This is a genomic window from Fodinibius roseus, from assembly GCF_900129315.1.
GTDB classification, from domain to species: Bacteria; Bacteroidota; Rhodothermia; order Balneolales; family Balneolaceae; genus Fodinibius; species Fodinibius roseus.
On the sequence record NZ_FQUS01000023.1, the window covers coordinates 17,009 to 43,821 of the forward strand.

Genomic DNA, 26,813 nt, shown 5'->3' on the forward strand with positions numbered 1-26,813 from the left:
CGTGTACGAACAGAAATTAGCGGGAACTCAGGTAAGTAAGGCCTAAGCTTCTACGTCATGCACTTCCCTGAGAATAGCCTGGGCATTGGCATCGCCATCCTGTATGACGCGATGCTGCAGGTTCGTGACAATTTCTTGCTGTGCCTTTTCAAAAGCTTCTTCTTTCGCTTGTTTCTCATTACCGGTACGGAACAGGTCGTAGATATCATCCGCCCGGATAATACTGTACAGATCATCTTCATTAAAGGCATGCGAGCGCAGTTCCTCGTACTGCTTGAATACTTCCGGAAACTGTTTACTGTCCTCCACCCTCGTAATCACTTCCACATCTTCGGGGCTTTCTGCGCTCAGCGGCGTCTTGCATAAATAGAAAAACTTGTGCTCGTATTTCATACGATATAACCTAAACAGTTAAAATGCGATTCAGAATTTTCCGGCCTAAAGATAAGAAAAAAAACCCACTCTTCTTAACCGCTCTGTCCAATAACACAAACCACTTATTTGGAAGCTAATTATTCAATATTTTTACCTCATCACTCTTTTAACCGTTCGATTAGCTTGCAATGTCATTTGAAATTATTTTCGTATTTGTCCTCCTGCTATTCGCCCTATTTCTTTTTTCCTCGGATTACGTCTCTTTTGATATTGCCGCGCTCCTCATCATGATTTCACTGCTTGTCACCGGTATTCTAACTCCCCGTGAGGGACTGGCGGGGTTTAGTAATCCCGCTACCCTTACCGTAGCCGCTATGTTTATTCTCAGCGAGGGACTGCGGCGCACGGGATGCCTGAACACCATTGGCGACTATTTCAGCCGGCAGATACAGCATAACTACTGGATGGGATTACTACAGATGCTGCTTTTCGTGAGTATCGCTTCGGCATTCATCAACAATACGGCCATCGTCGTTATTTTTATTCCCGTAATGATCGATATCGCCTCACGCATTGATATAAGTCCGTCCAAACTGCTGATGCCTCTTTCATTCGCCGGTATTTTCGGGGGGATCTGTACCCTGATCGGAACATCAACGAATATCCTTGTCAGTTCGATCGCCGAGGACCGCGGGCTCGATCCATTTTCCATGTTTGACTTTTCCCCGATGGGCTTGTTGCTCCTGGCATCAGGGTTCATCTTTATGTTCACAGTCGGTATCCGTGCCATTCCGGAGCGCAGAAAAAATGAAGAGCTCACCGAAGGATACCAGATGCAGGAATACCTGACGGATGTCATTGTCAAGCCCACGAGCGACCTGACAGGTCAGGTGCTGGACGAAGAGGCGCTCACCAAAAAACTGGACCTGGATGTACTGCGCATTTTCAAACCCGACCGGGACAGTTCAGCCCAGCGTACCGAAACCAGCATTCAATCGGGAGATGTCCTTCGAATCAGGGGTAGCGCTGACGAGATCAACAAGCTCATCCACCGCAATGATATTGCCCTCAAGCCTCCCCGGCGATGGGCCGACGTGGACCTCAAGCATGGCCGCGATGCGCTGGTTGAGGCGGTTATTGCTCCTGACTCCTCGCTTGAAGGGAAAACGCTGGATGAGACAAACTTTACCGAACGATTCGGGGCCGTTCCGCTCGCCATCAGACACAAAGGAAAAATTGAACAGGAAGATCTCAGTAACATCCGGCTCACCGGCGGAGATACCTTACTTCTGAGTATCGGTAAAGAGCGCGTCCGGCAAATCGACAAAGACCAGGCCTTTGTCTTAGCTTCCGAAGTCGGTGCCGCAAAGACGAGAAATAACAAAACACCGATAGTGCTGGCCACTATTTTCGGGGTCGTTGCGGCAGCAGCATTAAATATTGTCCCTATTGTTGTCAGTGCCATTTCAGGGGTAATTGTACTAATCATGACGCGTTGCCTCACGGCTGACGAGGCCTACAAAGCAGTCAACTGGAAGGTCATTATGCTGCTGGCAGGCGTTATTCCGCTCGGCACCGCCATGGATAAGACGGGAGCCGCCGGGATGCTTGCCGACCAAATGATCATTATGCTCTCTGATTTGGGGCCCCGGGCAGTGCTGTCGGGATTCTTTTTGCTCACCATGAGCATTACCGCGGTTATGTCCAACAACGCCTCGGCTGCTCTGCTGGCTCCTATCGCCATTGAAACGGCCCATACCCTGGATATAAGTCCCTATCCCTTTTTATTCGCCGTAACGTATGCTGCCTCGTTGAGTTTTATCACCCCCTTCGGTTATCAGACAAATACCTTGATTTACAGTGCTGGTCAGTATAAGTTTACTGACTTCACCAAAATAGGTTTACCACTTAATATTATTTTCTGGATTTTAGCAACGATATTCATCCCCATATTCTGGTCATTTTAACAGATGGTTGAATGGCTCAAAAAAACGTTTAAAATCGTTGATTGGCTCCCCCATTACAGCCTTTCAAAATTACGCGGCGATCTGTCAGCGGGACTCACGACCGGGATTATGTTCATTCCGCAGGGGATGGCTTACGCCGTCATCGCCGGAGTGCCGCCTATTTACGGGCTCTATGCCGGCGTAATCCCCCTGCTGATCTACCCGCTGCTGGGGACCTCAAAAAACTTGTCGGTGGGACCGGTGGCCGTGGATATGCTTATTATCGCAGCGGGGGTAAGCCTGCTGGCGGAACCGAACAGTACCGAATACATCAGCCTTACGATTGTATTAACCATGATGGCAGGGGGACTGCAGCTGATTATGGGGTCCATGCAGCTGGGAGCCGTCTTTAACTTCTTTTCACGCCCCGTCATTGCGGGGTTTACCCTTGCGGCGCCCCTCATCATCGCTTTTACCCAACTCAATAATTTGCTGGGCATTGAACTTTCCAATACCCAGTATATCATTACCATCATTCAGGAAGTTATCCTGAAAGTCGAACAGATTCATCCCGAAACCCTGCTCTGGGGCGGCACAGCCCTTGCCGTCCTCGTTGTTTTTAAATACCTGAAATCAAACATCCCGGCCTCGGCTATTATTTTAGTAGGCGGTATTATTGCCGCCTGGCTTTTAAACGCCAATACCATGGGCATACAGCTGGTCGGTGATATTCCGATGGGACTTCCCCCTTTTACCTTTCCGGAAACAAATTTCAGCAATATGCGCGAACTGCTACCCACGGCCCTGACATTAGCCCTTGTCCAGTTTATGGTCGTAGCTTCACTGGGACGCACGTTTGCAAAGCGGAATAATTACGTCATTGACGCCAACCACGAGCTGGTGGCCATCGGGGCCTCCAACTTCCTGGGAAGCTTTTTCCAGTCGATTCCCGTATCGGGCAGCTTTTCGCGTTCCGCGGCCTCAGAACAAGCCAATGTACAAACGCCGCTGGCGAACTTCATCACCTCGGGAGTCATCATTGCCACCCTGATACTGCTGACCCCGGTCTTCTACTACCTGCCGATGCCGATTCTGGCCGCTATTATCATCGTATCGGCCCTCAACCTGATTGATATCTCTGAATTTCGATTTTTATTCAGCACCAAAAAGAGCGAAGGGTTTATCGCTATTTTTACCGCTGTCTGCACGCTGTTTATCGGTATTCAGGAGGGGATTCTGCTGGGGGTCGTCGCCTCCATGGTTAATATTCTCTACAAATACAGCCGTCCGAATGTAGCGGAACTGGGACTCATTCCCGGGACCCACCTTTTCCAAAATATCGACCGTAAATCGGATGCCCAGCGTATCAACGGCGTCATCATACTGCGGGTGGATGCTTCTTTTTCCTTTATCAATGCCGATTTTTTTCGGGACTATATCGTAAAAAAAACCCGTGAAAGAAATAACTATACCCGGTATGTAATCATCGACGGCAGTACGATCAATACTCTTGATACCACCGCCATCGACCAGCTGAAATCGATGGCAACCACCTTAAAGAACTGGGATATTGAACTTTTCATCACCGGCTTAAAAGGTCCGGTGCGCGACGTAATCTCCAAATCGGGCATGCGGGATTTTTTAGGGAAAGATCATTTTTTTCGCGAACCTCACGAGGCTGTCCAGCATATCTTAGAAATCATGGATCATGAGGATGACACCTCTCGCCTGGATACCTATAACAGGGAGGTCAACAAAAATCAGTGAACAGGGTCTCAGTGACCGGTTATCACCCTGTCAATAGTCCGTTGGATGCATATTGGAACACGGACCAACCCTGAAAATGGATCAACTTCCCGTCGTTATGGTATAATGCAACATCAAATAGATATCCTTCAGTTTTCGGTCATCAAAAACCGGGGGTTCGGCAGCACCGGTGTCCCCTGTTCCCAGGTTTCCGAGCTCTTCGATCGTCAGTTCAACGCCCAGAGGTCCCGCAGACGGATTGGTCGGGTTGAAAACCGAAGCTCCGAATGATGCTGATTGATACAAGTCGGGGGAACCCTCCACCGGATCAAAACGGTCAACGCCAGCAGTTCCGCCGTTGCCCCTGATAGTAATGGCCGGAGTAGCCAGGCTATCGTCCGGGAGCTTGTCGCTGTCAATTTCAAGGAACAAGCTTGCCTCTTCTATCGACAGGGTCCGGCCCTGCAAAAACAAGGGAAAATGTTTTTCACTAAGCTCCAGGTCGATGGAAGTGCCCACTTCACTGTTCAATATCCGATGGAACGCCTGCGAAAACTCTTGCCGAATGCTAAACAAGCGGGATATGGTATGGCTGCTCAGAAAATTCTCTATTTCTCCGGCTACTCCTTCGATCTCCCCCTCGACCTCTTCCCGGTACAACTCATCATATTCCGCCTCATAACTGATATGCAGGATTACATCATTGATGGTACTGTAATCGAACGGCCGGAATTGTTTGGGCAGATCCAGCCGCCATTCACTGACAGCCCCGGCGCCTTCGAAGGGCATATAGCGCTCGTCCCTGAAATCCAGGTTGAACACGCCGGAATCGTTTTGGGCCGTGCTGGTAGCGACGGTGGTTGTGCGGGTCGGAGGGACCTGAAACAGATCCGAATCCGAACCTATCTCCTCCATCTCCGGTTCCTTGCGAATCTGACTGCGTTTCAGGGTGAGTGTTGCACTGACGTTGGTATAGGGTCCCGTAACACAGGGAATCGTCAGTCGGGCCGATTTGATCCGCCGTCGGTACTGCCCCGGATAAAAAAGGTCAAAGTAGAGCTCCGGAATCCTGAATTCACACAATCCCGTAGCCTTTAGGGTAAGCAGCGCTTCCGGATCGATCTGGGTCAGCGAAAAGGCCTGGTCGATCTCCATCGACCGGTCGTTTGTCTCGATATACAGCCGCTCCATATTCCTGAGATCATTCATCAGCCGCTCCCCGGCCAACAGTCCGGACCTGGAAGCCTCCCAGTAGTTGCCATCCAACAGCGATGTGGTGTCGTCCCCGCGCTCGAACCGGTAGGCCCGCTCAGCCATCCGTGCCATGGTAAGCGCATTCCGGTAGGCCTCCCGATAGAGTCGCTTAAGTCGGACAGACAGCCAGGTGTACAACCCTAAATTCGTAAACTTATCCTCGTAGAAATCTATTTTGTCCTGAAGCTGTTCTCTTTGTTGTTCGTGAATCTCTTTCGACTGCACGGCAATCTCCAACCGGATCTCCGCAGCCTCGATCTTCTTTTCGATCTCCTCCAGTTCATTTTCGGCTTGCTGCAGGTTGAACTTCCAGCCCTGCTCGCGGCGAGTAAAACGGGCTTCCATTCCTGCTAAATCGCCAATTCTATTGGTATGGTCCGCCATACTTTTAAACGTATTTGCTGTATTGATCAAGACCTCTTTTGCCCCTTCCGCACCCGTTGAATTACTAAGTCCGATAATATAAGGGAGCCCAGCCACAGCCGTTGCGCTGACTTGGAAGGGGGTTGCAATTTCAAGCAAAATATTACTTGCATATTTTGATACCTGTTGCGTACGCTCTCCCGGTATCAGCCCATCGTCGTTCAATTTTTGATAATAGTCTTTTCGATTTTCCACCGTCTCTCTGCGTCGCCTGAGAGCTTCCAGATTGGCTTCGGCGGCCGTAATCTCCCGATTCCGGAGTTTGGTGGTGAGGTTTTGAATATTTTGCTGGTGGGTAAGCCGGATCCGGGCCAGTTCCCCGGCATCTTTCTTTTCCAGGGCACTCAGCAGCGCCCCGCCGAACGACTGCAGGGCTCCGGCGTATTCCCTGGCCTTGGTAATAAGAAAGCCAAAGCGGTAGGGCGGCAGATCGCCTCTTATGGAATCGAGTACGTCTTCCAGAGGAATTCCCTCTGCCCGGGCTCTGACCAGTAACATAGGATCGATCTCCGGGGCAAAGAGCGGCAGCTGACGGCGAACGCCTTCGATGTTAAGGCAGTTGCGGATTTTAAACAGCCGGTCTTCCACCCGATCCCAGTACTCCAGCAGTTCTTCGTTGTGAGGAATACAGAAAATACAAGCCTGCTTCAACAGACTTGTCCCGAATGAGGGCAGGGGGAAATACGGCTTCCAGGGATGAAAATTCTTCCAGGCGGATCCTTTGAAATACCGATCCCGACCAATGCCGAAATTGCGCCTATCTCCGGAAAAATACGGTTGATCACCCGAGGTAATATTGTCAATATCGTCAGATTGAACATAGGCCGTCACGGGGTGATTCTGCGCCATCATCGCAGCATTTCCCAGCAACTGATTATCAATGACCTCTGACTGACCGGTTACCAGCGACAGATCGACTGGTCGTTGTCGTTCGGAAGTCAGGCTTTCGACTTCCATGATAAAACCGGAGCCGGAAGACGTATGACAATCCCTCATGCGCTCTCTCAGATTTAAAAACGTCAGATCATCCGCCTGCGGCTCGGGACAGTCGCCCAGTTGGGCGGGACGCTCTCCCAGAACTTCGGACGCCATCACATAGAGCAGCGTAGCCTCGTTCACAGATTCCCGGGTATCCTGTGCAAAGAGATGGTCTCCCCAGTCGAGGAGATTATCGACATATTTCATGACCATCCTTTTCATGTAGCCTCCCAGCCGCAGGCGGGCGATCGCGTGGGGGTTAAACGGATCGCTTTTATACGCCTCTACCGCCTCCTCATCGTTAAGCTGCTCTTTCAGGGTTTGCAGGGTATGATTCCGAAACTCCATAAACTGCCATACCCGGTCTTTTTCCCGCTGCTCTCGTTCTTCTGGGAAGCCCGGATCACTGATTTCCTCCATGCCGTCCGGCAGTTGGTCTGAAGTCGGATCAAAAATGTAATGGTACCAGCGCTGGGCATCTTTGTACTTGCCCTGGCTGTTGAGGTGGTTGGCGACAAGAAAAGGAATATGGAAGAAGATCTCCCTGAAATAGACGCCCAGCGAGCCTTTGGTGTCGAATTTCCGTTCTATCATCAAGCTCAGATCCTGCCGCACATTGCGGGCTTCCACGGGAAGGAAGGGGGCGTTTAACTCCTGTTGAAATTCAATATCCAGTAATCCGTCAATGCCCTGCTCAAATAACTGCCGGCTCACGGTTTCACCGTGGGTTGTCCCGATCCTCCGGATGGCATAGGGGGCGTCAGCGTGCACCAGGGAGTAGAGATAGAGCAAGTCGCCATCAACATTGATAACGGCATCTGTAAAAGTGCCGTTCACAGGAGTGACAACGGATCGCTCTCCCTGCAGGCGCAACAGTTCGCCGGGCGATGTCAAATCACTCTTTTCATTTTTCAGGTAGCGCATCATGTCCGCAAAGGCCTCTCCCTGGATCACATTCGGAGCATAGCCGTAGGATATGCGCTCCCCATCCCTTGTCAATCGCTTTAGATACGGGGGATTGGAAGTACCGCCCATAAATCCAAAACCGATATAGGGAAGCGGGCTTCCCGTGACCTCGGGTCCTATGGACAGAGCGTAGAGATCCACATGGGAGGATAAATCGAAATCCCTTCCCACCAACTTCAGTTTGGGATTGCTGTCGAACAGGTTAAAACCCACAATCTGCGGGTCCACGTCCGGATATACCTGATTCCACCGGTAACCTGTCAAGCTATACCCTTCGACGGGCTTTTCATGAGAGCGGGAACGATCCGTTCCGACAGCGCCCTCTTTTTGATCAAAAATATATTTCGGAATGGGCGGACTGGCTATCTGTATTATGGGATCCCTGACAATGCCGGGGCCATCGGAAAACGGCTCATCATTGACCAGCTTTAGGGATTGGGGAGCTGACCAGGTTCCGTCCAGTCGCATCGACATAAATTTGATCGCAAGAGTATGCTTGTAGGCTACGAAGGTAGAACTGCCTTCTTGCAGATCCGTTTTCGGCTGCGTCGTAATCTCCACCCAAAAAACGTACAGTTTGCCGCGAAATACGATGGGAGAAACCTTGTTCACCGGAATCTGGAGATCCAGTTTTTTCCATGGATTCCAGACAACGCCTTTGGAGGAACCGGTCTCTTCAGCTTTGTATATATTTTCGACGGTCCGATAATAATAGACAGGTGGATCACTGGAGGTAACGCCAAAAAGATGCAGTACATCGCGGTCGTTCCCACGGTCGTGATAGGCACCGGCGATCTTCAGTCGGGCGATTTCTTCAAACCCTTGCATGTATTTGGAATAGGCATCGATCGCGGCCTGAGCGTCGATCTCCCGCTGCAGGAGTTCGGATTCCAGCTCCTCGAACAGGGGTGTCTTGTTATCGCGCAGGTCCGGTTCGATGTAGTTCTCCGGATACAGAAAAACCTTCCGGTTGGCTTCCCACACCCGGTAGTTTTTGCGCCACTCCCACTCATCCTGGGCCTGCTTGCTCAAATGAATCGCGAGACGGGGCTCGATACCCGTGGCGGTCTGCTCCAGGTTCATCAGAATCCGCTGAATGTACAGCTGCAGGCTGGAGATACCGGCCACCACCCTGGAAGTTCGCGCACATCCCTCCAGCTCGGTATCGATCAGGAAATAGTTGTACAGATCTTTTTCGGTTTGGAAGCGATCGGTCAGATCAGGCCGCTCCGGGTCATCCGGTGCAATGGAGTGCATCAAATAGGTGGTCAACGCATCCCGCCTCAGCTCGCGTATCCGGTCCTCAAACGGTTCCGCCACCTCTTTCCACTCTTCTTCCGAATCGTATTTGGTGCGTATGGCGGTAACCAGGGTCTCCACTCCCCGGGAGAAATGCTCAACTTCCTGCTCCCATGCATGAACAGGTTCAAAGTCCTCATAACGTTCGGGAATGAGCAACGGAAGAGCTTCTCCCCCCACCCCCAGGTACCGGGCAAGCTCCACGTTGGTTTTTAGTTTGTCTAAAGCTTCAAGCGCATGATTAACCGGTGCTCCTTCGGAATCCACCGAGCCGGGAAAATCCAATACCTGATTCAGCGAATTAATCAGTCCCCTTTCTGCCTCCAAAAGATGCTCCAGTCGATTTAGCGTCTCTTCATCCTCATTAAATCGGGGGGGGATGGCTTCATAATCAAACCCCTTCAACGCACCAAACAGCTCTTCAGCCGTTCCTCCCGTCTCCTCCAGCAGGTCAAGGAAGAGCGCCGTTTGTCGGACATGCATAAAAGCGGGATTAAGAAATTCACTGGGATCACCGGTACCTACCCGGAATATTCGGCTGCTTCCTCCCGCGTTTTTTTGTATAAACGCAAGTTCTTCCGATCCGAAATCATCGTCGTTAAACCATAGCGTAAGTTTGTTCAATGCCGCGTTCAGATCCTCAAGAACCGTTTCTGTTTTATCGCCGTGTAATCTTCGGGCAAGGGCGCTGTGGAATACATCGTTATCCTGAAAGTCGTATCCGGCCAGCGACGCAAGCCTCTTTATTTTATCGGTTGAAAAGCCGAACTCCTTTCCCAGTTGATTTGCAACAACCTCTCCCGCACTGTGTCGCAACAGCAATTCCCGGGCCTTTTCAGCTCTGATCGGGACCTCCGCGGGTATCGCAATAGAGTCGGAGGGGTTGAAGCCGGCTGACAACCTATAGAGATTCGGGGGTTCTGCCGGTTCGAAAATGGAGCTATTGGCATCCAGAACGGCTCTGGACTGAGATAACGAAAGACCCACCGTGCCTACCAATACCCGGTCGGATATATCCGGAGCGCCCCCCTTCCGGTGAGTAGCTGCGATGTCCCGAATAACGTTTTTCAACTCATCCATTTGATCTGAATCCAGGATATCCTCAACAGCCGTCAGATCAGGCTCAAGCGTTTCAGGATCCGAAACCGAGTCTGCTATCCGGTATATTTGAATATCCGCCGGTTCGATCAGCGAACTATTCTCCCTGATAATGGCACGGGATTGCAATTCCGTAATTCCCTCAAAATAGGCGAAGGCCGTATCCGCAAAAATCAGCGACTGTTCAGCATAAATGTTGTTAACAATTGATTCGCTGATTTCAGCAAGAGTCGATTCCCCTTCTTCCTCGCCCCACCCCTCATTCAGGATTTTGGCCAGCTCCTTTATGCTGTAGCCACTTTCCTCCCGCCAGTCCGCGAAACGGGTTAAAGCCCGGATATCTTCCAGGTTTTCCAGATGGTTATTTTCGATATCGGGACTCATGCGGAGTAACGCTAACAGTTCCGAAACGGTCACTCCGAGGGCCCGGCTCAATCGCGCATGACGGTATAAAACAGTGAGCGTATCGAGGGTTACTTCAAACTCCATCGTATCCTCATCCGCTCCCAGCGGTTCCCGGAGAAACTCAATAAGCCGGACCAGTTCATCGTCATTGATCCCGAGTCCGGCCAGGAGTCTGTGCTGAATGCGTACACCTGGCCCCTCCGGGTCGGGCAGGTCGGAACGAAAAGCCGGATGCCGAAACGTATCCGATACCTCGCCGGGATCCCAGACGGTTTCATCCCCGAAAGCCGGCAGATTAAAAAGCCGGTCGAAAAGGGAGGGAGATCCACCTGTCGGAATCCGGTTAACCAGGGCGCAACATTCCGGAACGGAAACCTTGAGTTGCTGCTGTAACGAGTGAAGACGGGCTATCTGCTTCAGCGGGAGCTTTCCGGAACCCGACATAATGTCCACCTCCTCCATCACATTATCCAGATGATCCAGTAGCTGATCCAGTTCCCGTATGGACCAATCCAGCTGATGCCATAGTCGCACAAACCGGTGCATACGGTCTAAAATACCGGGCGTATAGTTTTCAAAAACTTCCCTGTTCGGTTGAACGCTGCCCGCCAGGGTAATCGCTTTTACCCGCGGTTTATCGTCACCCGGACCATCGATTCCCGCCAACACAAAATAGGTTGCAATCAGGTCGGTGAACTGCGATCGGGTGAGGTCCATCGCCGCGAGCAGTCCTTTTACTTCGGGCAGATCCTCATCCGAGGTGGGAGCCGGAACCGTTATTCCATACAAGTCGCTCAGAAAGTTTTCTTCCGGCAAATCACGGAAGTCATATTCCGCAACCGGATTTGAAATAAGCTCATACTCCCGGCCGGACAGCTTCAGTTTGGATTGTGCCCATACCTCGTTCCCATCTTCCTGGTACATCCGTACTTTTTCAACGATTTCGACCTGCGCAACCGGAAAATGTTCGAAATAGGTCCGGAGTTTCGAGAGCGGCAACAGAAAAGGCTGCCGGAAGCTGTTGAGAGGCGTCAAGTTATAAAGCATACGGTATACATATGCTTCCACCTCGTCTCTGCTTGAAATGTCACCGTCAAATTCATTTCCCGGCTGACCGGCAATATAATTTTCAAGGATCTCCAGAATGACAGTCAGGTACGGAATCAGTGTGTGAGTATTTTTGCAGGTCAGGGGCAGGTTATACCACAGATCGGCCCGACGAACCCGGGGATCCAGATCGTGTCCCCGTTCTCCGGGAACGTATTCCGGAAAATATTCATCCAGCACATGGGTCTTCAGATACTCCATCAGATCCACAAAATAGGCCGCCGGGCTTATGATCGACTGACAGTGCTTGCAGTTGCAGTAGTCCTGACTTCCGAATAACTCACCATAACCGTTAAACCGCTTGAGATAGGCGTAAATATCGGTCGACGTATTATCGACGTTCAGCCAATCCAGTCCCCCCTTCTCGATGTCGATTATCGAACCGAATTTGGAGGTGACTTCTATCGCTATATCCTGAGCGTTCCGGTAGTACGGGGCAGCTATCTCATCTTCGAATCCGGTGGCCTCCTTAAAGCGGGTGTAGCTGTCGGAGGCGATCTGGTACGCGGCCTGATACCCGTTTTCCATCAGCTGAAACGTGTGTGCGGCATCTTTGGTAATGCGATAAATGCGTTGGTTGGATCTCAGGTTATTGATCACCCACTGACGCTCTTCCCCGGAATAGCCCGAAAAGTCTAACCGGTCCGGGTCGCTGCTGTCGGGACTGTAGTCAAGAGAGAGGTATCCCACGTTTTCATGCTCCCGGCAGAACTCCTCCACAAGATTAATCCGGCGATTTATTTCTCCCACCTTTTCCTGAGAAGAACGTTCCCGATCATTTAACACTGTCTTTAACTCCAGTCCCGGGTAGCGATTGGCCTGTCGGGCTATTCCTTTGTACGCCTGCTCTATCGCTGCCCGTTCCTGCGGGTCCGTATCGTCCAGGTTGAACGCGGAAAAAGATGTCCCGTTAAACAACAACTGCTCATTTTGAGCAAAGAGGGGCTCTACCAGGTCCAGATTCCGGATAAAACTACCTTCATCAACCGACTGAAGATAATTGGGAAAAATCTTATGCGGGAATACCATTTCTACCTGTTTGTGCAGAAAAGCTGCATAGCCCTCCTGGCTGACCCCTTTCGGCAAATCAATATCGGTTTCATCGAGCAGCGTTTGCCAGTCGTTGCGGCTCCATGCACTCAGGTCGCGCACGGCAGAAAGGCCCTGCTCCCCTTCTCTCTTTTTGATGGCATTCACCAAGTCAATATCAGCGCCTGCAAGCTGGTACAGATTAGCGTTCAAACCCAATTCCCCGGCTTCACTGCCATCCAACACTTCCTCTTCGATGAGATTATCCAGCATTTCCCGATTGATCGTTCCCGGTCCCATTCCCCGGTTTAACAGTTGATCTACCTTTTCGTCGTTAAGCTGAGTCAGTGATCCGATATGCAACATACCGGCACTCCGAAACTCCTCCGCAAACAACGGATTGCTCCGGAGCGGGATACCCGGTCGCAACATCTCATCGGCATGTTTTGGGCCGTTCCATGTTCCTACGTTGAACAAGCCCTCTTTTTTCCTGAACTCCGAAAGATCGCTGTTCTCGATCGATTGTGTAAGAAAGGTTGTAAGGGGTTGTTTTTGCCGGACAGGCAGAAATAGATTCAATTCCTCGATCAACACCCGAAGTTCGCCGGAAGCCTCTTCAAAATGATTATTCAGTTCCTGCCGTAGACGGCTTACGACTTTCTTTTCCAGCTGCTGATAGAGCTCCGGTTGTTCCGCTTCTATTTCGTCCGGGGTTTTAGCCGAATGTTCGTCGAGCTCCAGCAGCTGATCACGGTCGGGTTGGTAGTCTTCATCCCCACGAACCGACAGATCGACCTCGATTCGAAGCTCTTTTTCCCGGTCGTCCATATTCCAAACGACGCTATGCCTGGTATCATGTACCAGCTTGTCATCCTCAAAGACCTTAAAAAACAGGTCCGGTTTCCGGTCGAGAAACAGCTCTTTGAAATAGGATTCGTCAAAAGTGATTGAAAAGCCACCCGACTCATCGGTCGAGTCGCTCCCGACAAGGTCATCGAAGATCAGGTCCTTGTCCCACGCCTCCACCCGGAGATTGGACAGGGGTTGTTTGGTCGCTGCGTGAATAACGGTGCCGGTAATGTGATAGGATTGTTTTGTCATGGCTCTGAGTCATTTACGATTTTAATAAAAGTAAGCATTGTCGGCAGCATGCTGATATTTTCAACCGGGACAGCCGGCCTGCATTATTGCATTGAAAATTTATTCACAAGAGATCCCGGTCAACGGGAGGGCAACAACGTTCCCCTGTTAAACTGCCTCCACGCCTGGAATGCCTCCCACGGTTCTGCGAAAGATCCCCGGTAGATCTCGATCGATCTTCGAACTCCACCGGTTGTCGTTACGCCGGGGGCCCTCAGGCGAATCCCGTTAAAAACCTGTTGTTCAATCTTGAGTTCGGCGCTAAAATTATTTCGGTACTCGGGACTCATTTCAGACAGAAGCTCTTCCCAGTCCCGCATGGTTAATTCGCCGGCTTCCAGGTTTTGCAGTAACTCATTCAGCGACACTTCCAGATCATCCGCCAATTCCCTCAGATTGGTCAGCCTGATGGTGTACGTACCGACAAATTTGGTCCGCCCGATCTCGATGCTGCCCTGACTGGCGATTTCAATCGTCGCTGTCTCCGCCAGCTCTTCCGCTGAAATATTTCCCATTTGATATTCAAAAGCAGCCGGGAGGGGGACATAGCCGGAAATGCTGGTCTCACCTCCTACATTCAGTCTCGGGAACCCGTATTGACCGGCAAAGGACTCGAGAACATCCGGTACCGGAAGCAGGCCCTGTAGTCCGCCCGGACTGACGCCCGGGATATCGAGATAAGCGGGGGGCTCGGCGCCGGCCGTTCCCACAACCGACAGGGTTTGTCCCACGTGTGGCTGTCCCTCTATCACCCGGTATTCTCCCCCGCCGGATATGCCTGCCATCAGACTTACTACGGGAAGTTCGGGTTCAATCGTCAGCCCCACATCCCCTCTTGCCCGGCTTATGTGGGGGAACAGGTGCTCCATCGTTTCCTGCAAATCTTCCTCAGATTCAACCTCCGAAAACCGCTCCATCATCTCCAGTATGTCACCTGCGGCCTGTTCCCCTGCAAAATCGAGTGTCGTTCGTCCCCGCAACCGGATACCTGCATCAGCGGCGGCCCCTTCTCCCTGGGCCTCCTCTCCAACTCCCAAGGCGCCCCCGGCTTTCACTTCCAGCTGTATCTGATAAGCATCGGGATCATCAGCCGTCCTGGTGATCTGGGCGCCTACACCCAGCGAAACGCTTCCCCCAACTCCGGCATGAACGGAAGCTTCGACATTCATATTCAACACCAGTGTCTCATTGACTTCGAGCTGACCAAGCCGGTCGGGCAGCGTCTCAAGAATCTCTTCGGGAGGCTGATCCGGCTCCCGGGTTTCTCCTTCTATGTCGATGGTAATAGCAGTATCTTCCTCTTCGGCAGACCCTGTTTCTTCGGATGGATTGCCGCCGGACTCTCCTCCTGTGGGCGAGGCAGGCTCACCTGACGGTTCCGGAGCAGTTGCTTCCGTCTCCCCGGAAGTCGCCTCTTCTTCCGTATCCCGCTCCGAAGAAGCTTCCGGAGCCTCTTCTCCCGTGGAGTCATCCCTGCTTTCCAGCATCTCTCTTGTCCTTCTGCGCAAGTCTTCCCGTGCCAGCTCACGAATAGGAATAAATCCGAACTCTCTTATCTCGACAAACTCGGGAAGAGCCTCCAACAGTTCGGGAACCGTGCCCTCTATTTCACCGTGAAAAGAAAACAGTTCTTCGCCATCGGAGGTTATGGACAGACTGAATCCACTGATCAACCGGCCCTCCTCGCTCCTCCTCTGATAGATATTCGAATCAACGCCAAAAGGATACAAGCCGTTTTGATCCACGAGATTCACCGGATTATTCCGCACGTACTGGTACAGGTTCAGGCTGTCCCCGGGGCCGATCGGGTCGGGACTGAGCCAGTTGCCAATCCAGGGGGCGTAGTAGCGGTAGCCGAAGTAGTAGAGCCGGGTGGCATCGTCCTGCTCTTTGCCCGAATAGCGGTACTCTTTCAGGTTTACATCCGCCTGGCTGCCCGCGATAAAAGCGGAACCGCCGTACGGAAAATACTCTTCGTAGCTGATGAGCTCGCCCCCCTCATTCAGCTCCATAGCCGCCGAACCGAGACGATCCGTCAGCTGATAGTGAAATTTTACCGTGTCCGGATCGTCCGTTTCCCGGTTAAACGTGTCCCGTTCCCACCGGTGCATCAGTCCCAGACGCTGCGCCCCGTCCGTGAGGTGCACAGTATACCGCTTCAATAACTCGCTGTCGCCGCTGCGAACCCGCTTTATTTCGCAGCCGTCGAGGTAGATCTTCTCGGTGATCTCCGTGGTCCCGGAAGCCACATCGGTGACCCGTTCGTGCACTTTTCGAACGCGCTGGTTGTCCGCTCCGTAGCCGTAATACTCCACATCGTCCGGCCGGCCTTCCCGTTCTACGATAACCGCCCGCGAAAGCTGGTTTCGATAGTCCCACTCAATGCGGGACAGATGAGGCAGATAAAGCGTGTTGCCGTTGCCGTCGAACCGGGACTCCGGGTCCGAAACGGGCAGGCCGCTCATTTCTTCGGCGGGCAGGGAGCGGTTGGACCGTTCGGAGATCCGGTAATCGCGCCGCCAGCGGTTTGCTCCTGAGTCCAGGTTTGTTATATGGATCATCGATTCCAGGTTACCGCCCAAATCGTAGTGGTACTCCCGGGTATAATTTCGGATGACTTCAGCATTGTTCAGCCCGATATGGCGGGTTCCTTTTCTGAATCCCTCGGTTTCCGGATCGTGGTTGTAATCGCCCGTTTCCAGTGCGCGGTGCGTCCGTCCTTCGGCACGGATAAGCTGGTAAAAGGCATCATAGGTATACGAACAGCTTCGCGGCTCTGCTAAAATGGAGGCCCCATTCGGCCGGGCGGTGTCGATCAAATGAGTGATATTGCCCGCCGGATCATAGGTATAGCGAATATTCTGATACTGACGTCCTTCTTCATCTCCAACGGAGGGGCGATGAGCGGTCAATCGACCCAACCGCTTTGTGCGATCATCGTAATGGAAGGTTTGTATGACTCCGTTCCCGAGAATTGCTTGTATGCGCTGTCCATTTGCATTATAGGCCGCATCGCGAAGGACAGGCTGCTCCGATACGGCTCCGTCTGCCGTACTTACCTCCACCCGTGCTATTGCTCCGCTTTGGTTATAGCGGTATCTCCGAAGGGATCCCTCCGGCAGCTGCTCCTCTCTCGTCCGGGCAAGGGCGTCGTACTGCAGCCGGGTTACATACCCTTCCTCCTGCAATGATACCGCATCAATCGTTGTCCAGTCCGGAATATCTTTATAATCCTCCGTCAACTGCCGGCTTCGATCCAGTACCTGGCCGGTCAAATCACAGCGGCCTACCCGAAGCACTCCGGCCGAATCGTACTGCTCTGTCATCCGGCCCCGTAAATTTTTGAGGCGCGCATCGGCGATAGCCGGGTGCTCCCCATACCGGTATCGTTCGGTCGCATGATCCATCCCCCGCGCACCGTCCACGTTCACGCGCGTAATTCTGTCCAGCGAATCGTAACGTATCTGTTGATGCACCTCCCGTCCGTCCCACTGATGAAGCGGTCGGTCGAGAGCATCGATGAACTGCCGTTTTTCGCCCGCATCCATGCTGCGCTCATAAAAAACACGTCCCAGCATATCCCGGCTATAGGTAAAGGCCTCCAATGTTCTCGGGTCAACAACACGCACGGGATTTCCCGCGTAATCCATCTCCGTGCGCATCCGGCGGAGGGTCCCGTCACCGTTTTGTTCTTCGGTCATAAACGGCCGTCCCAGCGGATCCAAATGTGAGATCACCGGGGTTTCCCGATGCTGCCTGGCTTTTTCCAGCGCCTCCATTTCAGGATCACCTTCTCCGGCTTCGGCCTCTACCCTCATCTCGTAGAGACTGCCGAGAACCGTATCGTTGGGATCGTACTGCCTGACCTCCCACGGTGAAATTTCCACACGGCCACGCGATCCATCGGGATAATCGGTCCGAATTTCACGTCCCATTGCATCGTAATGGGTTAAATTGGAATAACCGAACTGTTCCAGGATGTCATCCGGCTCATAATCATAACCGGAAGAGAAAAAAGGTTCAAACTGGCGTACCACCTTCTGTTTGTTGTTGTAAACCGTATGTCCCGACACTCTCCACCGGGTATCAGAGGGGTGCAGCACCGGCTCGCCCCGGTCGGTGAGCACCGCTCCCTCTTCATCCCGGGCAATCGCATCACCGGATTCGGCCAATGTTTTGGTTTGCAGCGACCGTCCGAATCCATCCAGGTAGTTTATGGTCACCTGCACCTCGGATTCCGGTTGCCGGTTACCTTCCCCGTCATGGACCCACTGCTCGCGGTCCAGCGCCACACTTCGCAGAGGTTTGCGGCGGCGCGTCCAGCTACCCAGCTCATAGAAGAAGAGCCCTCCCGCTCCCTGTACAAACGTCTCCGGCGCATCAACAATCTCTTCAAAGGAGATGGAGGAAGGATCCGTATAGTTTTCCAGCGACTCGTGTCCGTATTGCTCAATGGTGTCCTCCCGGCTGAGGATATCACCATAAGAGGTAGCCAGCTCAATCATACCCAGCGGATCGTACCGAACCTCCGAGACATTGTCGTTGTAATCCGTTATCCGGTCCGGGGCCAGGAGGTGGTAATCTATCTCCGCCGAAATCCTGTTGTCGAGCGCATCCGTGATGCTTACCGGAGTGAGAAAATACGGTTCATCAAACGTATACCCTGAGGACCCTCCCTGCAGGTGCTCCTTCCGTTCCGGGAGATAGAACGCCTCCGGTTCCCGGTAGAAAAATGTGGGCCCGGACTTCCACCAATATCCGTCATGATTCTCATAAGCACCCTCATCGGCTGCCATATCCGCCGAATAGCGCTCATCCAGCGCATCTGTCAGAAACCCGGTGTCAAAACAGGCTTCCTCCCTGTGGTGAACCAGAACCGGACTTCCGGTCGCTGCCCACGGCAGCACTCCGGTCCGATCGTTATCCCAGTAATAGGTCTTGTTCCATCGCACCAGCCGTGATTGCGGTCCGCCGGTAAAAGAGGTGTGAAAGGGGATTTCACGATCCAAAGCCTCGTTGATTCCGCGCTGCAGCGATCCCATATCGAAATAAGACGCCCCCTCCCCCGGGGTTATGCCGTGCAATTCAAATGTCTCTTGTTGCAGCGGGATACCCAATGCATAGCGCTCATCTTCGTCGTAAGACCGGATCCGGCGGCGCTCCAGGCGTATCTGATACCGTACCTGCTCATCCAGGGTCCCCATTCTGCGCGGATAAGCGACCGTCGCGCTGCTCCTCACCTGCCCGTAGCTGTCAATCTCCAGGTTCAGGGAGTGTTCGATACGCGGATCACCGGAGGCCTCCTCATACTGGTAATTCAGGCTTTCCCGGGGAAATGAGGCGACACACGGGTCATATTCCCGATACCCCGGCTGAATACGGCGCAGCAGGAAGCGGTGTTGGCTAACCTGAAACGGATGAGTCCGCCGCTCTCCTTCACGGCCCAGCCCGTAAACTTCTGTTCGGACCAGTCGACCCGCCAGGGCCTGAAATAGCTTGAAATATTCTTCAGCGCTAAGCTGCGCCGTGTTTTCCATTTCATGACCGACCTGCCTTCGGACCTCTCCGTCTCCCTGATAATACTGCTCGGATCGCTGCTTCTCCCAGCCGGGCAAACCGCTGTGGAACCACGTACGGATACAAACGGGATCGGTAAACTCAGCCTCCGGGATATCCATATCCGACCTCTCCCGATGGGTTTCCGAATCGTACCGGTCGACCACACCGAATCCCTGAAATGCCCGTTCTTCGCCATCATAAAATCCGTCGTGGTATTCGAAGCGTTGCTCAAAGCGGGTATTTCCGATATGATCGACAACCTCCAGCCGGTCGACTACGGTACGGTGCGAAGGCAGCCTGGATATCCAGTCCCTTCCGTTCTGCCGGTCCCGGAGATAGTGCTCCGCTGAATATCCGTAGCTCAGTTGCGTTTCCTTTCCCATGGAATTCTGAGCACCAATCAGCAGTCCCGGTTTAACCCCGCTTGTCAGGGGCAAATAGCGGATCGGAAATTCTGCGTGACGGGGTGTGCCCGAAGACCAAACAAGGCAGGGTGTCCCGTTCCCTAAAAAATCTATCACCTGAACCGAGGAGAGCTGATCGATGTACGGCAGTCCCCCGATCGTTTTCTGATCGAGGAACCGATTGCCGTTGGCGTTGATCCAGTACCGTACTTCCCCCCGGCCGATGTACAACAGATCAGCGGTGCCGCTGCCGTCCAGGTCCACCAGCCGAATACGTCTCCCGTCGAATTCGGAACTGCATTCAAGATAAGGAGCATCGCCCATAACGACTCCCCGGCCGAATCGGCCCCGTCCCTTGTTGGGCCAGTATTCTATGCTCCCGTTGGTAATCCGAACCTGATCCGGCAGGCCATCGCCGGTCATATCTGCAAAAAAGTAGTTGAGCCCGGGATCAGCGCCCAGTGTTGGGAGTTCACTCTCACTGCCGGATGCAGGCTTTGCGATCGTTCTCGGCGCCCCGAACCCCTCCCTCCCCCTGGATGGATACCAGACAATCCGGTCCTGTTCCATATGCACCAGGTCCGGCCTGCCGTCTCCGGTAAGATCGATAAGCCGGGTAAATTGTTCTCCCCGGGTCGTCCCGATAAACGTCTTGTGGGCTGACCATCTCCCCGTATCCCGTTCATATTCGTAAAAACCCGCCTCTCGCCCCTTCAGAACAGCGAGATTCATGTTCCCGTCAACGTTAAAATCACTCAGGGAGTACGACCCGAACGTTGCCGATGGCTTTTCCGCTACGCTCCGCTGCTTCCCCAGCCGGCCATCTCCCAGGTTTCTCTTGTAGTACCAGGCCTGATTGGACTCAAACAGGATGCCGGGCAGCCCCTCACCATAGAGATCTATCCACTTGTAGTTTAAACTGCCGATCCCCACCGGGGCGTTTTCGGTAGTCTGGACCTGAACAGCCTGAAAATGATCGGCGGACTCCGGCTGCGTGTAATCAAACTGCAAGGGAGGGACGGATTTTTCCCGGTACACGCCGCTCTCGGAATTCCTCCGATAACCCGTATAGCTGAGGCTTTCCAGGGTGGTACCCGCCTCTTGCTCATGGTGAGCGAAGTCTACGCTCCCGACCAGAGTGGCGTCTTCCCCCAATTCCTCCGGGAAATGATGAAACATCAACACTCTTCGGCACAGCCGATAGGTACGTACCTCAAATCCGGGGGTATGTACGGAATATGGATCGGGTCGGCTCAGCCACGAGCCTGTAGGTTCATAGGAGGAAGCGGCGTCACTCGCATGCTCCCCGTAGTCAAAAAGGACCTCGAATAGCCATTCACGGTCATCCGCCTCAGGTTCCCCCGGGGACAGCGGAATGGTATTCCCATAGGAGATCCGCTTCAGATACCGCTGGGCCATCTGTGACCGGTTTTTCTCAAAGATGGCCTCTCTGTTTACCCTTTCCCGATTCTCCTTTTTATACTCATATGTTATAGCATTCCCATACGGGTCATATTGCGCCTCCAACAGCCAGCGAAAAGTTCGTGTCTCATCCTGCGGATCCGAAATTCGCGTGCTTCCGTCACTCTGCAAGCCAAAAACAGACGCGATATTTTCCGAATCTCTCATGCGCCAGTGTACTCTTTTTGTCTCCTTGTGGACCCATTTTTCGAACCGAAGAAAACGCTGCTCTTTCCCGCTTCTGTAGAGGTGAATCTTATACCCAGCCGTCTCAAACGACACGGGCTCCCGCCCCCCGGTATCATCATTAAGGAAGGGGACCAGTTCATTCCCATCGAACTGACATTTTTCTCCGCCGCTATATTCCGGAAATCCCTCTTTTAAACTCAGGCTGACAGCAGGCAAACCGGACAATTCCCACCCGGCGCCAAATGCCGAATTACTTTTATTGGAGTGGTAAGTTAATGAGAGATCGGGGGTAAAGCCGGAACGGCCGGAAGTCAAAGGAATATCGACGGCTATAGTTGCCACACCGGAGGAGGGATTCACATTAATCTGATGTGCGACTTCAAGATCCTGAAGATCTTTAGCGGCAAATGTTATGTCAGATGGGTGGTTCATCAGTTCATCCCTGCTATTATGTGTTTTAATAATCCAGCAGTGACCTTCGAACAACTTCGAAGGCTGCATATTTTAATAGATATTCGTCGTATCCACCGAATCAGATTTTTCCCTGCTGTGATAAAATTTCCCTTCTATTATACTATACGTAAAAACCGGGGAAAGTACGACACAATTTTTTATTGGTTACCGGAGTATCCGTGTTTCAGCCAATATAACCGGCAACTGACCAGGTACGATGTGATTGCCGGAGAATACGGCGGGACCAACCAAGTCGCCGAAGTACCGGTCAAGACAGGGAGAAGCTATTCCTGAATTATTAGACGAAGTCCTGATCAAGGCCAAACTGATAGAGCTGAAAGCCAATCCCGATCGTACTGCGGGCGGCGTTACTCCGGAAGGCCGGCAATTGAGATGTGAGTGCCAAAACCCACCCTGCGAGATAAGGGGCCGGGCTACGTCGCGCGCAAAATATGCCGGGGTGCGTAGCAGGTCAGCGTAACACCGCGGGCAATCATAAAAAGCGTTAACGCCATCCAAAGGGCATGGTTATCCAGAAACGGGACGCCGATAAAATAGGCGGGAAGGAAGCATCCGAGCGTGGCCATAATCATCGCATCGCGCATGGGTCCCGTTGCCGTAGCTCCGATGAATACTCCATCCCAGATATAGGAAAAGCTGCTTACGAGAGGACCCGCAACGGTCCATAAAAAATAGATCATGGCCATATCGATCACCTCCTGCTGATCGGTAAATATCTGCAAAATATGTACGTTAAAAACGGCATACACCGCCGATGCCAGCAGTCCGATCCCCGTACCCCAAATGAAGCAGTATTTCACGGTAAGCTTCACCCGCTTTTGTTGGCCGCTCCCCGTATGTCGGCCGACAAGGCTTTCCGCGGCATAGGCAAAGCCGTCGGTGCCGTACGAAACGATCATCCAGAGCTGCAGCAGGATGGAGTTGGCAGCCAGCACCACGTCTCCGAACGAAGCAGACTTGGCCGTAAAAAAGGAAAAAGTAAATATAAGGCAGAGGGTACGAATAAAGATATCACGGTTCACGAAGAAGAACTTTTTGAGCGCCTCCATCTCCAGCAACAGTGTGTGGACGTAACCGCTCAGCCATGCCCTGTACCGGGTGAAAAGCAGTACCACCGCCAGCAACAACCCCGTATAACGGGCAATCAGCGTGCCCCAGGCCACCCCATCCACATGCATGCCGAGACTATATACAAAATAAACATCAAGAGCGATGTTAAGAGCGTTTAAAACGATAGTCACGATCATGGGATAGCGGGCATTCTGCATCCCCAGAAACCATCCGTTAATGGCATAGAGTCCGAGCGTGGCCGGCGCCGTATAAATACGAATATTAAAATAGATCCGGGTATAATGCTCGACCTCCGGCGATGCTTCCACCAGCCAAAAGCTGAGATCTGCGATCCAGACCTGCAGTAAAAGTAGCAGCAGGCTAAACAGTCCCGCCACCGTCAGCGCCCGTGCCAGGGTCATGATGCTTTCATTCTTATTCTCTTCGCCGAAAGCCTGGGCCGTAAGACCGGTTGTGCCCATGCGCAGGAAACCGAATCCCCAGAAAATAAAGTTGAAAATCATCCCGCCTAAGGCGATAGCCCCGAGATAGTAGGCCTCCTCCAGATGTCCCACCAGCGCCGTATCCACGGCCCCCAGAAGGGGAACCGATAAATTACTGATGATGTTGGGTATAGCCAGATTTAGAATCTTCCGGTTCAGCAACTCGGGATGTATGCGTTAATCGTTTGACTTATCGTTGTACCAACGCCGGCGAACCTGTTGAATGAAGCGCTCAATATATCCCAGTCCATATAAAATCACAATAGCGAGAACCGTGAGGATAGCGGCCAGAAGGTAGCGTTCCAACGCTACGGCAATACCGATTGCTGCCACGAAAAGAATAGAAGCGGCGGTTGTCAAACCCTCAACGGTTTCATCTTTATTCCTGAAAATAATGGTCCCCGCTCCCAGGAAACTGATCCCGGTAATAATGGCCTCCATGATACGAATCGGATCCGCTTGAATGGACCCTGCAAAGGCGTCTACCCCGCTATAATTCGTAATCATTACATTCCCCAGCACCACAAGCAACGAGGAGGCACCGGCGACAAGCATATGGGTGCGAAGACCGGCCGGTTTTTGCGCCAGTTCACGCTCCATGCCCAGAAGTCCCCCCAGAAACATTGCAAAAAGCACTTTAATAATCGGATCCCCAATTGAATACAGTTCCATATTATACCTGTTTTATTGTGTTAGAAGTCGTTGCAAAACCGTTCTTTTGTCCAATGTCGGTGTTATCGGTCGGTTAAAATTCTCACATATGGGTTATATGCTGCGATTCCAACCTCCCTCTGGTTTTGACTTTGGACAAAATTTCTGGTTTTTCAAAGATTTCTGTTAATTATATAGTATACCCGGATCAATGCCACCCTGATCATTCCGAAGAGCTGAAAGTTGTCGGAATGCTCCGGGACCGGCAAGAGGTCAGGGTAGATTTTTAAACCTTCCCGCATTATGTATATTCAACACTCAGCGCCTGACTTTGTTCTCATAAGATTGACAATTTTTTTACAAAAAACCTACTCCAAATGGAAATCAGTTACTGGAAAAGCCGGTGGCGGAAGGATAACATCGGCTGGCATATGAAGGAGATTTATCCCCCGCTGCCCACCTTTTGGCCGCAACTCAATCTCCCGGCCGGAGCCCGGGTACTGGTGCCGCTGTGTGGCAAGAGCCACGATTTAGACTGGCTGGTTTCCAGGGGGCTTAACGTGACCGGTGTGGAGCTGTCGCTGAAAGCATTGCAGGAGGTCATGCGAAGGTCCGCAAAACCATTCACACGCACAGAAAGCCATGGTTTCCCCGTTTTTAAATCAGAATCCATGGAGCTCTGGCAGGGCGATTTTTTACGATTACCCAACGCCCCCCTCCATCCCGTAGACGCTGTATACGATAAAGCCTCCCTGGTAGCATTGCCCGCCGCAATGAGGAAAAGGTATGCAAAAAAGCTTCTTGAACTGCGAGACAGCCATACTCAAATACTACTGCAAAGTTTCGAATACCAACAGGAGGAAATGAACGGACCTCCTTTTTCTGTGCCTGAACGGGAAATAAAGAAACTTTTTGGGAGCTCGTTTAACCTGAACCTCCTGCTGGAACAATCGAAATTCGAAGAAGTTAAAAAATTCCATGAGCGGGGGTTATCCTCCTTTTTTATTGAAAAGGTATACCTCCTGTCGCCCGGGAGACCGATTTAACGAAGAACAGGCAAGGGTCGACTTAACCCTCGCCGTCAGCTTTTTTTAGTTACAGTTGCATATCAATATGTCGGCATGTATTTTCAAAGTCATATTTTCGCTAAACACTATAATTATATATCCACCGCCACATGAATGTTGAACAGCGTAATCGACTCATAAGTATTGTACTGGCAATTATTATCATTGCATTAGGATATTATCTTTATCGCTCAATTGTAGATCCTTACCAGGAAGTCATTGAACGTGAACAAATGACCGAACGAGTTCGGGAGCGTATGACGACGGTCCGTGAGGCCCTGAATCTTTACAAACGTCGGGTTGACAGTTTTCCCCCGTCGGATGGAGGGCTCGATACGTTGGTCCACTTCCTGAAAACCGATTCGCTGATGTCCATTCAGGCCGACTCAATCCTGGCGCCGGAAGATACGACAGAAGCATTCAACGCAGATTCCCTGATCTATTCCCCGCGTCCCCCTCATTCCAGGTTTGAATACACCCTCAATGATACGCTGCGTCCACAGATCTATCTGCTCGAAGATCCGGACAGCGAAGACAAGATAGGATCACTCGAAAACACCACCGAACTCAACGAAGCCAGTTGGAACTAATGGAAGATGGAGCATCAATATCCCAGTTTAGGGCTTTGCTTTTTTGATAACCAACTCTTCTATGCTGTCAGTCAGCCGGATGCTTCCCACAGTCTTGCCCGGATAGGATCATTCGACTTTAATACCGATACCACGGAAATGCTGCTGGACGAATCCGATCAACATTTCCGGGGTATTAAACAAACCGTTGCCCGGCTCAACGATGAGTTTGATATCCGTCACCTTCGTATCCATTCTTTTCCCACCCGGGAGTGCTGGACTACCGTCCCCAAAATTGTCTATGACAATGCCGACGAGCGGGAACGTCATATCAGCATCCTGATGAGCGGAACGGATCGCAGCCAAATTCAAGCTACCTGGTATAACCTGAGCAATCAAAAGTATAAATTCCTGCTGTTGCGGGACAAAGCCTACCAAAAGGACCTGCACCAGCTCGCTTCGGATACCGCCACCACCGATCTTATCAGTGATTTCGAAATCGGCAGCCGCTGGATACAGCATGCCGATCCCGGGGGATCATTTCTGACCGTCGGTTGCTTCAAGGATTGTATCAGCATCACCTCTTTTATACTGGGCAAACTGCGCGGGGCCACCTATATCTCCTTCGACGATATACAGGACCTGCCTTATTTTTGGCTGCAATACACCCGGGAGCTTTCCTGGATGCGCGGGCTGCACGAAAAAGTTTACGTCTATGGCCTGGAGACTTTTCGTGTTATTGATATCCTGGAACCCTTCTGGGACGACAGCGGGGAGGTTACCAAGATGGATACGCTCAACAAAATACAGATTGACGCCGGGGAGACCACCTACGGTTTCAGCCTCGAGAAAGCCTTCCCCGCCATGATGCTCGCCCTGGATTATCACTGACAGGTCTTGTTTGTTCCCCGGTTGATCGACCGGCCGTACTTTCCGGAAGCGAAAAAAAATACACAACCCTCCAGGCCTGTCAGAGGCAACAAGTTATCGGTATGGCAAAGAGCGTACGCCGCCCCCTGCAACAGCCATGACAACGGTGATGAGTCATTCCTCTGCCGCGTTTCCTTTGTTGCATTTACCCAGCCGTGAGCCAAAAATCCGGAATAGGTCCTTCCCTGTT

At 52.1% G+C, this 26,813-nt stretch carries 10 protein-coding genes; 5 read left to right on the forward strand and 5 right to left on the reverse strand.

The features are described 5' to 3' along the window. Positions 1-42 precede the first annotated feature (42 nt). On the reverse strand, positions 43-393 hold the full coding sequence (locus BUB16_RS17210; protein WP_073067374.1) for a hypothetical protein: 351 nt from the start codon (positions 391-393) through the stop codon (positions 43-45). A 170-nt stretch (positions 394-563) separates the two neighbouring features. Here BUB16_RS17210 and BUB16_RS17215 point away from each other — a divergent pair, with 170 nt between their 5' ends. Then, entirely contained in the window at positions 564-2,342 is a 1,779-nt protein-coding gene (locus BUB16_RS17215; protein WP_073067376.1) for an SLC13 family permease, read from the forward strand. Positions 2,343-2,345: 3 nt separating this feature from the next. Continuing rightward, positions 2,346-4,088, forward strand: coding sequence for a SulP family inorganic anion transporter (locus BUB16_RS17220; protein ID WP_073067377.1), 1,743 nt, complete (start codon positions 2,346-2,348; stop codon positions 4,086-4,088). A gap of 81 nt (positions 4,089-4,169) precedes the next feature. On the opposite strand, the gene BUB16_RS17225 is transcribed toward BUB16_RS17220, so the two are convergent. The 4 genes from BUB16_RS17225 to BUB16_RS17245 all read right to left on the reverse strand — a co-directional run bounded on the left by BUB16_RS17225 (position 4,170) and on the right by BUB16_RS17245 (position 24,078). Next, a complete protein-coding gene (locus tag BUB16_RS17225) occupies positions 4,170-13,727 on the reverse strand; it encodes a Tc toxin subunit A-related protein (protein WP_073067379.1) in 9,558 nt (3,185 codons plus the stop codon). Positions 13,728-13,846: 119 nt separating this feature from the next. Continuing rightward, on the reverse strand, positions 13,847-21,811 hold the full coding sequence (locus tag BUB16_RS17230) for a SpvB/TcaC N-terminal domain-containing protein (RefSeq protein ID WP_170864452.1): 7,965 nt from the start codon (positions 21,809-21,811) through the stop codon (positions 13,847-13,849). Positions 21,812-22,266: 455 nt separating this feature from the next. Then, positions 22,267-23,568: an MATE family efflux transporter gene (locus BUB16_RS17240; RefSeq protein ID WP_244545735.1), complete on the reverse strand. Its 1,302-nt coding sequence runs from the start codon at positions 23,566-23,568 to the stop codon at positions 22,267-22,269. 15 nt (positions 23,569-23,583) lie between these two features. Next, positions 23,584-24,078: an MgtC/SapB family protein gene (locus BUB16_RS17245; protein ID WP_073067384.1), complete on the reverse strand. Its 495-nt coding sequence runs from the start codon at positions 24,076-24,078 to the stop codon at positions 23,584-23,586. 356 nt (positions 24,079-24,434) lie between these two features. Between BUB16_RS17245 and BUB16_RS17250 the strand changes: the two genes are divergently transcribed. From BUB16_RS17250 to BUB16_RS17260, 3 genes are all read left to right on the forward strand, one after another. Then, complete coding sequence (locus BUB16_RS17250; RefSeq protein ID WP_073067386.1) at positions 24,435-25,103, forward strand: thiopurine S-methyltransferase; 669 nt, start codon at positions 24,435-24,437, stop codon at positions 25,101-25,103. 131 nt (positions 25,104-25,234) lie between these two features. Next, the gene (locus BUB16_RS17255) at positions 25,235-25,714 is read left to right on the forward strand and encodes a hypothetical protein (RefSeq protein ID WP_073067388.1); all 480 of its coding nucleotides are present in this window, start codon (positions 25,235-25,237) and stop codon (positions 25,712-25,714) included. A gap of 6 nt (positions 25,715-25,720) precedes the next feature. Then, positions 25,721-26,584: a hypothetical protein gene (locus tag BUB16_RS17260; RefSeq protein ID WP_073067390.1), complete on the forward strand. Its 864-nt coding sequence runs from the start codon at positions 25,721-25,723 to the stop codon at positions 26,582-26,584. Positions 26,585-26,813 lie beyond the last annotated feature (229 nt).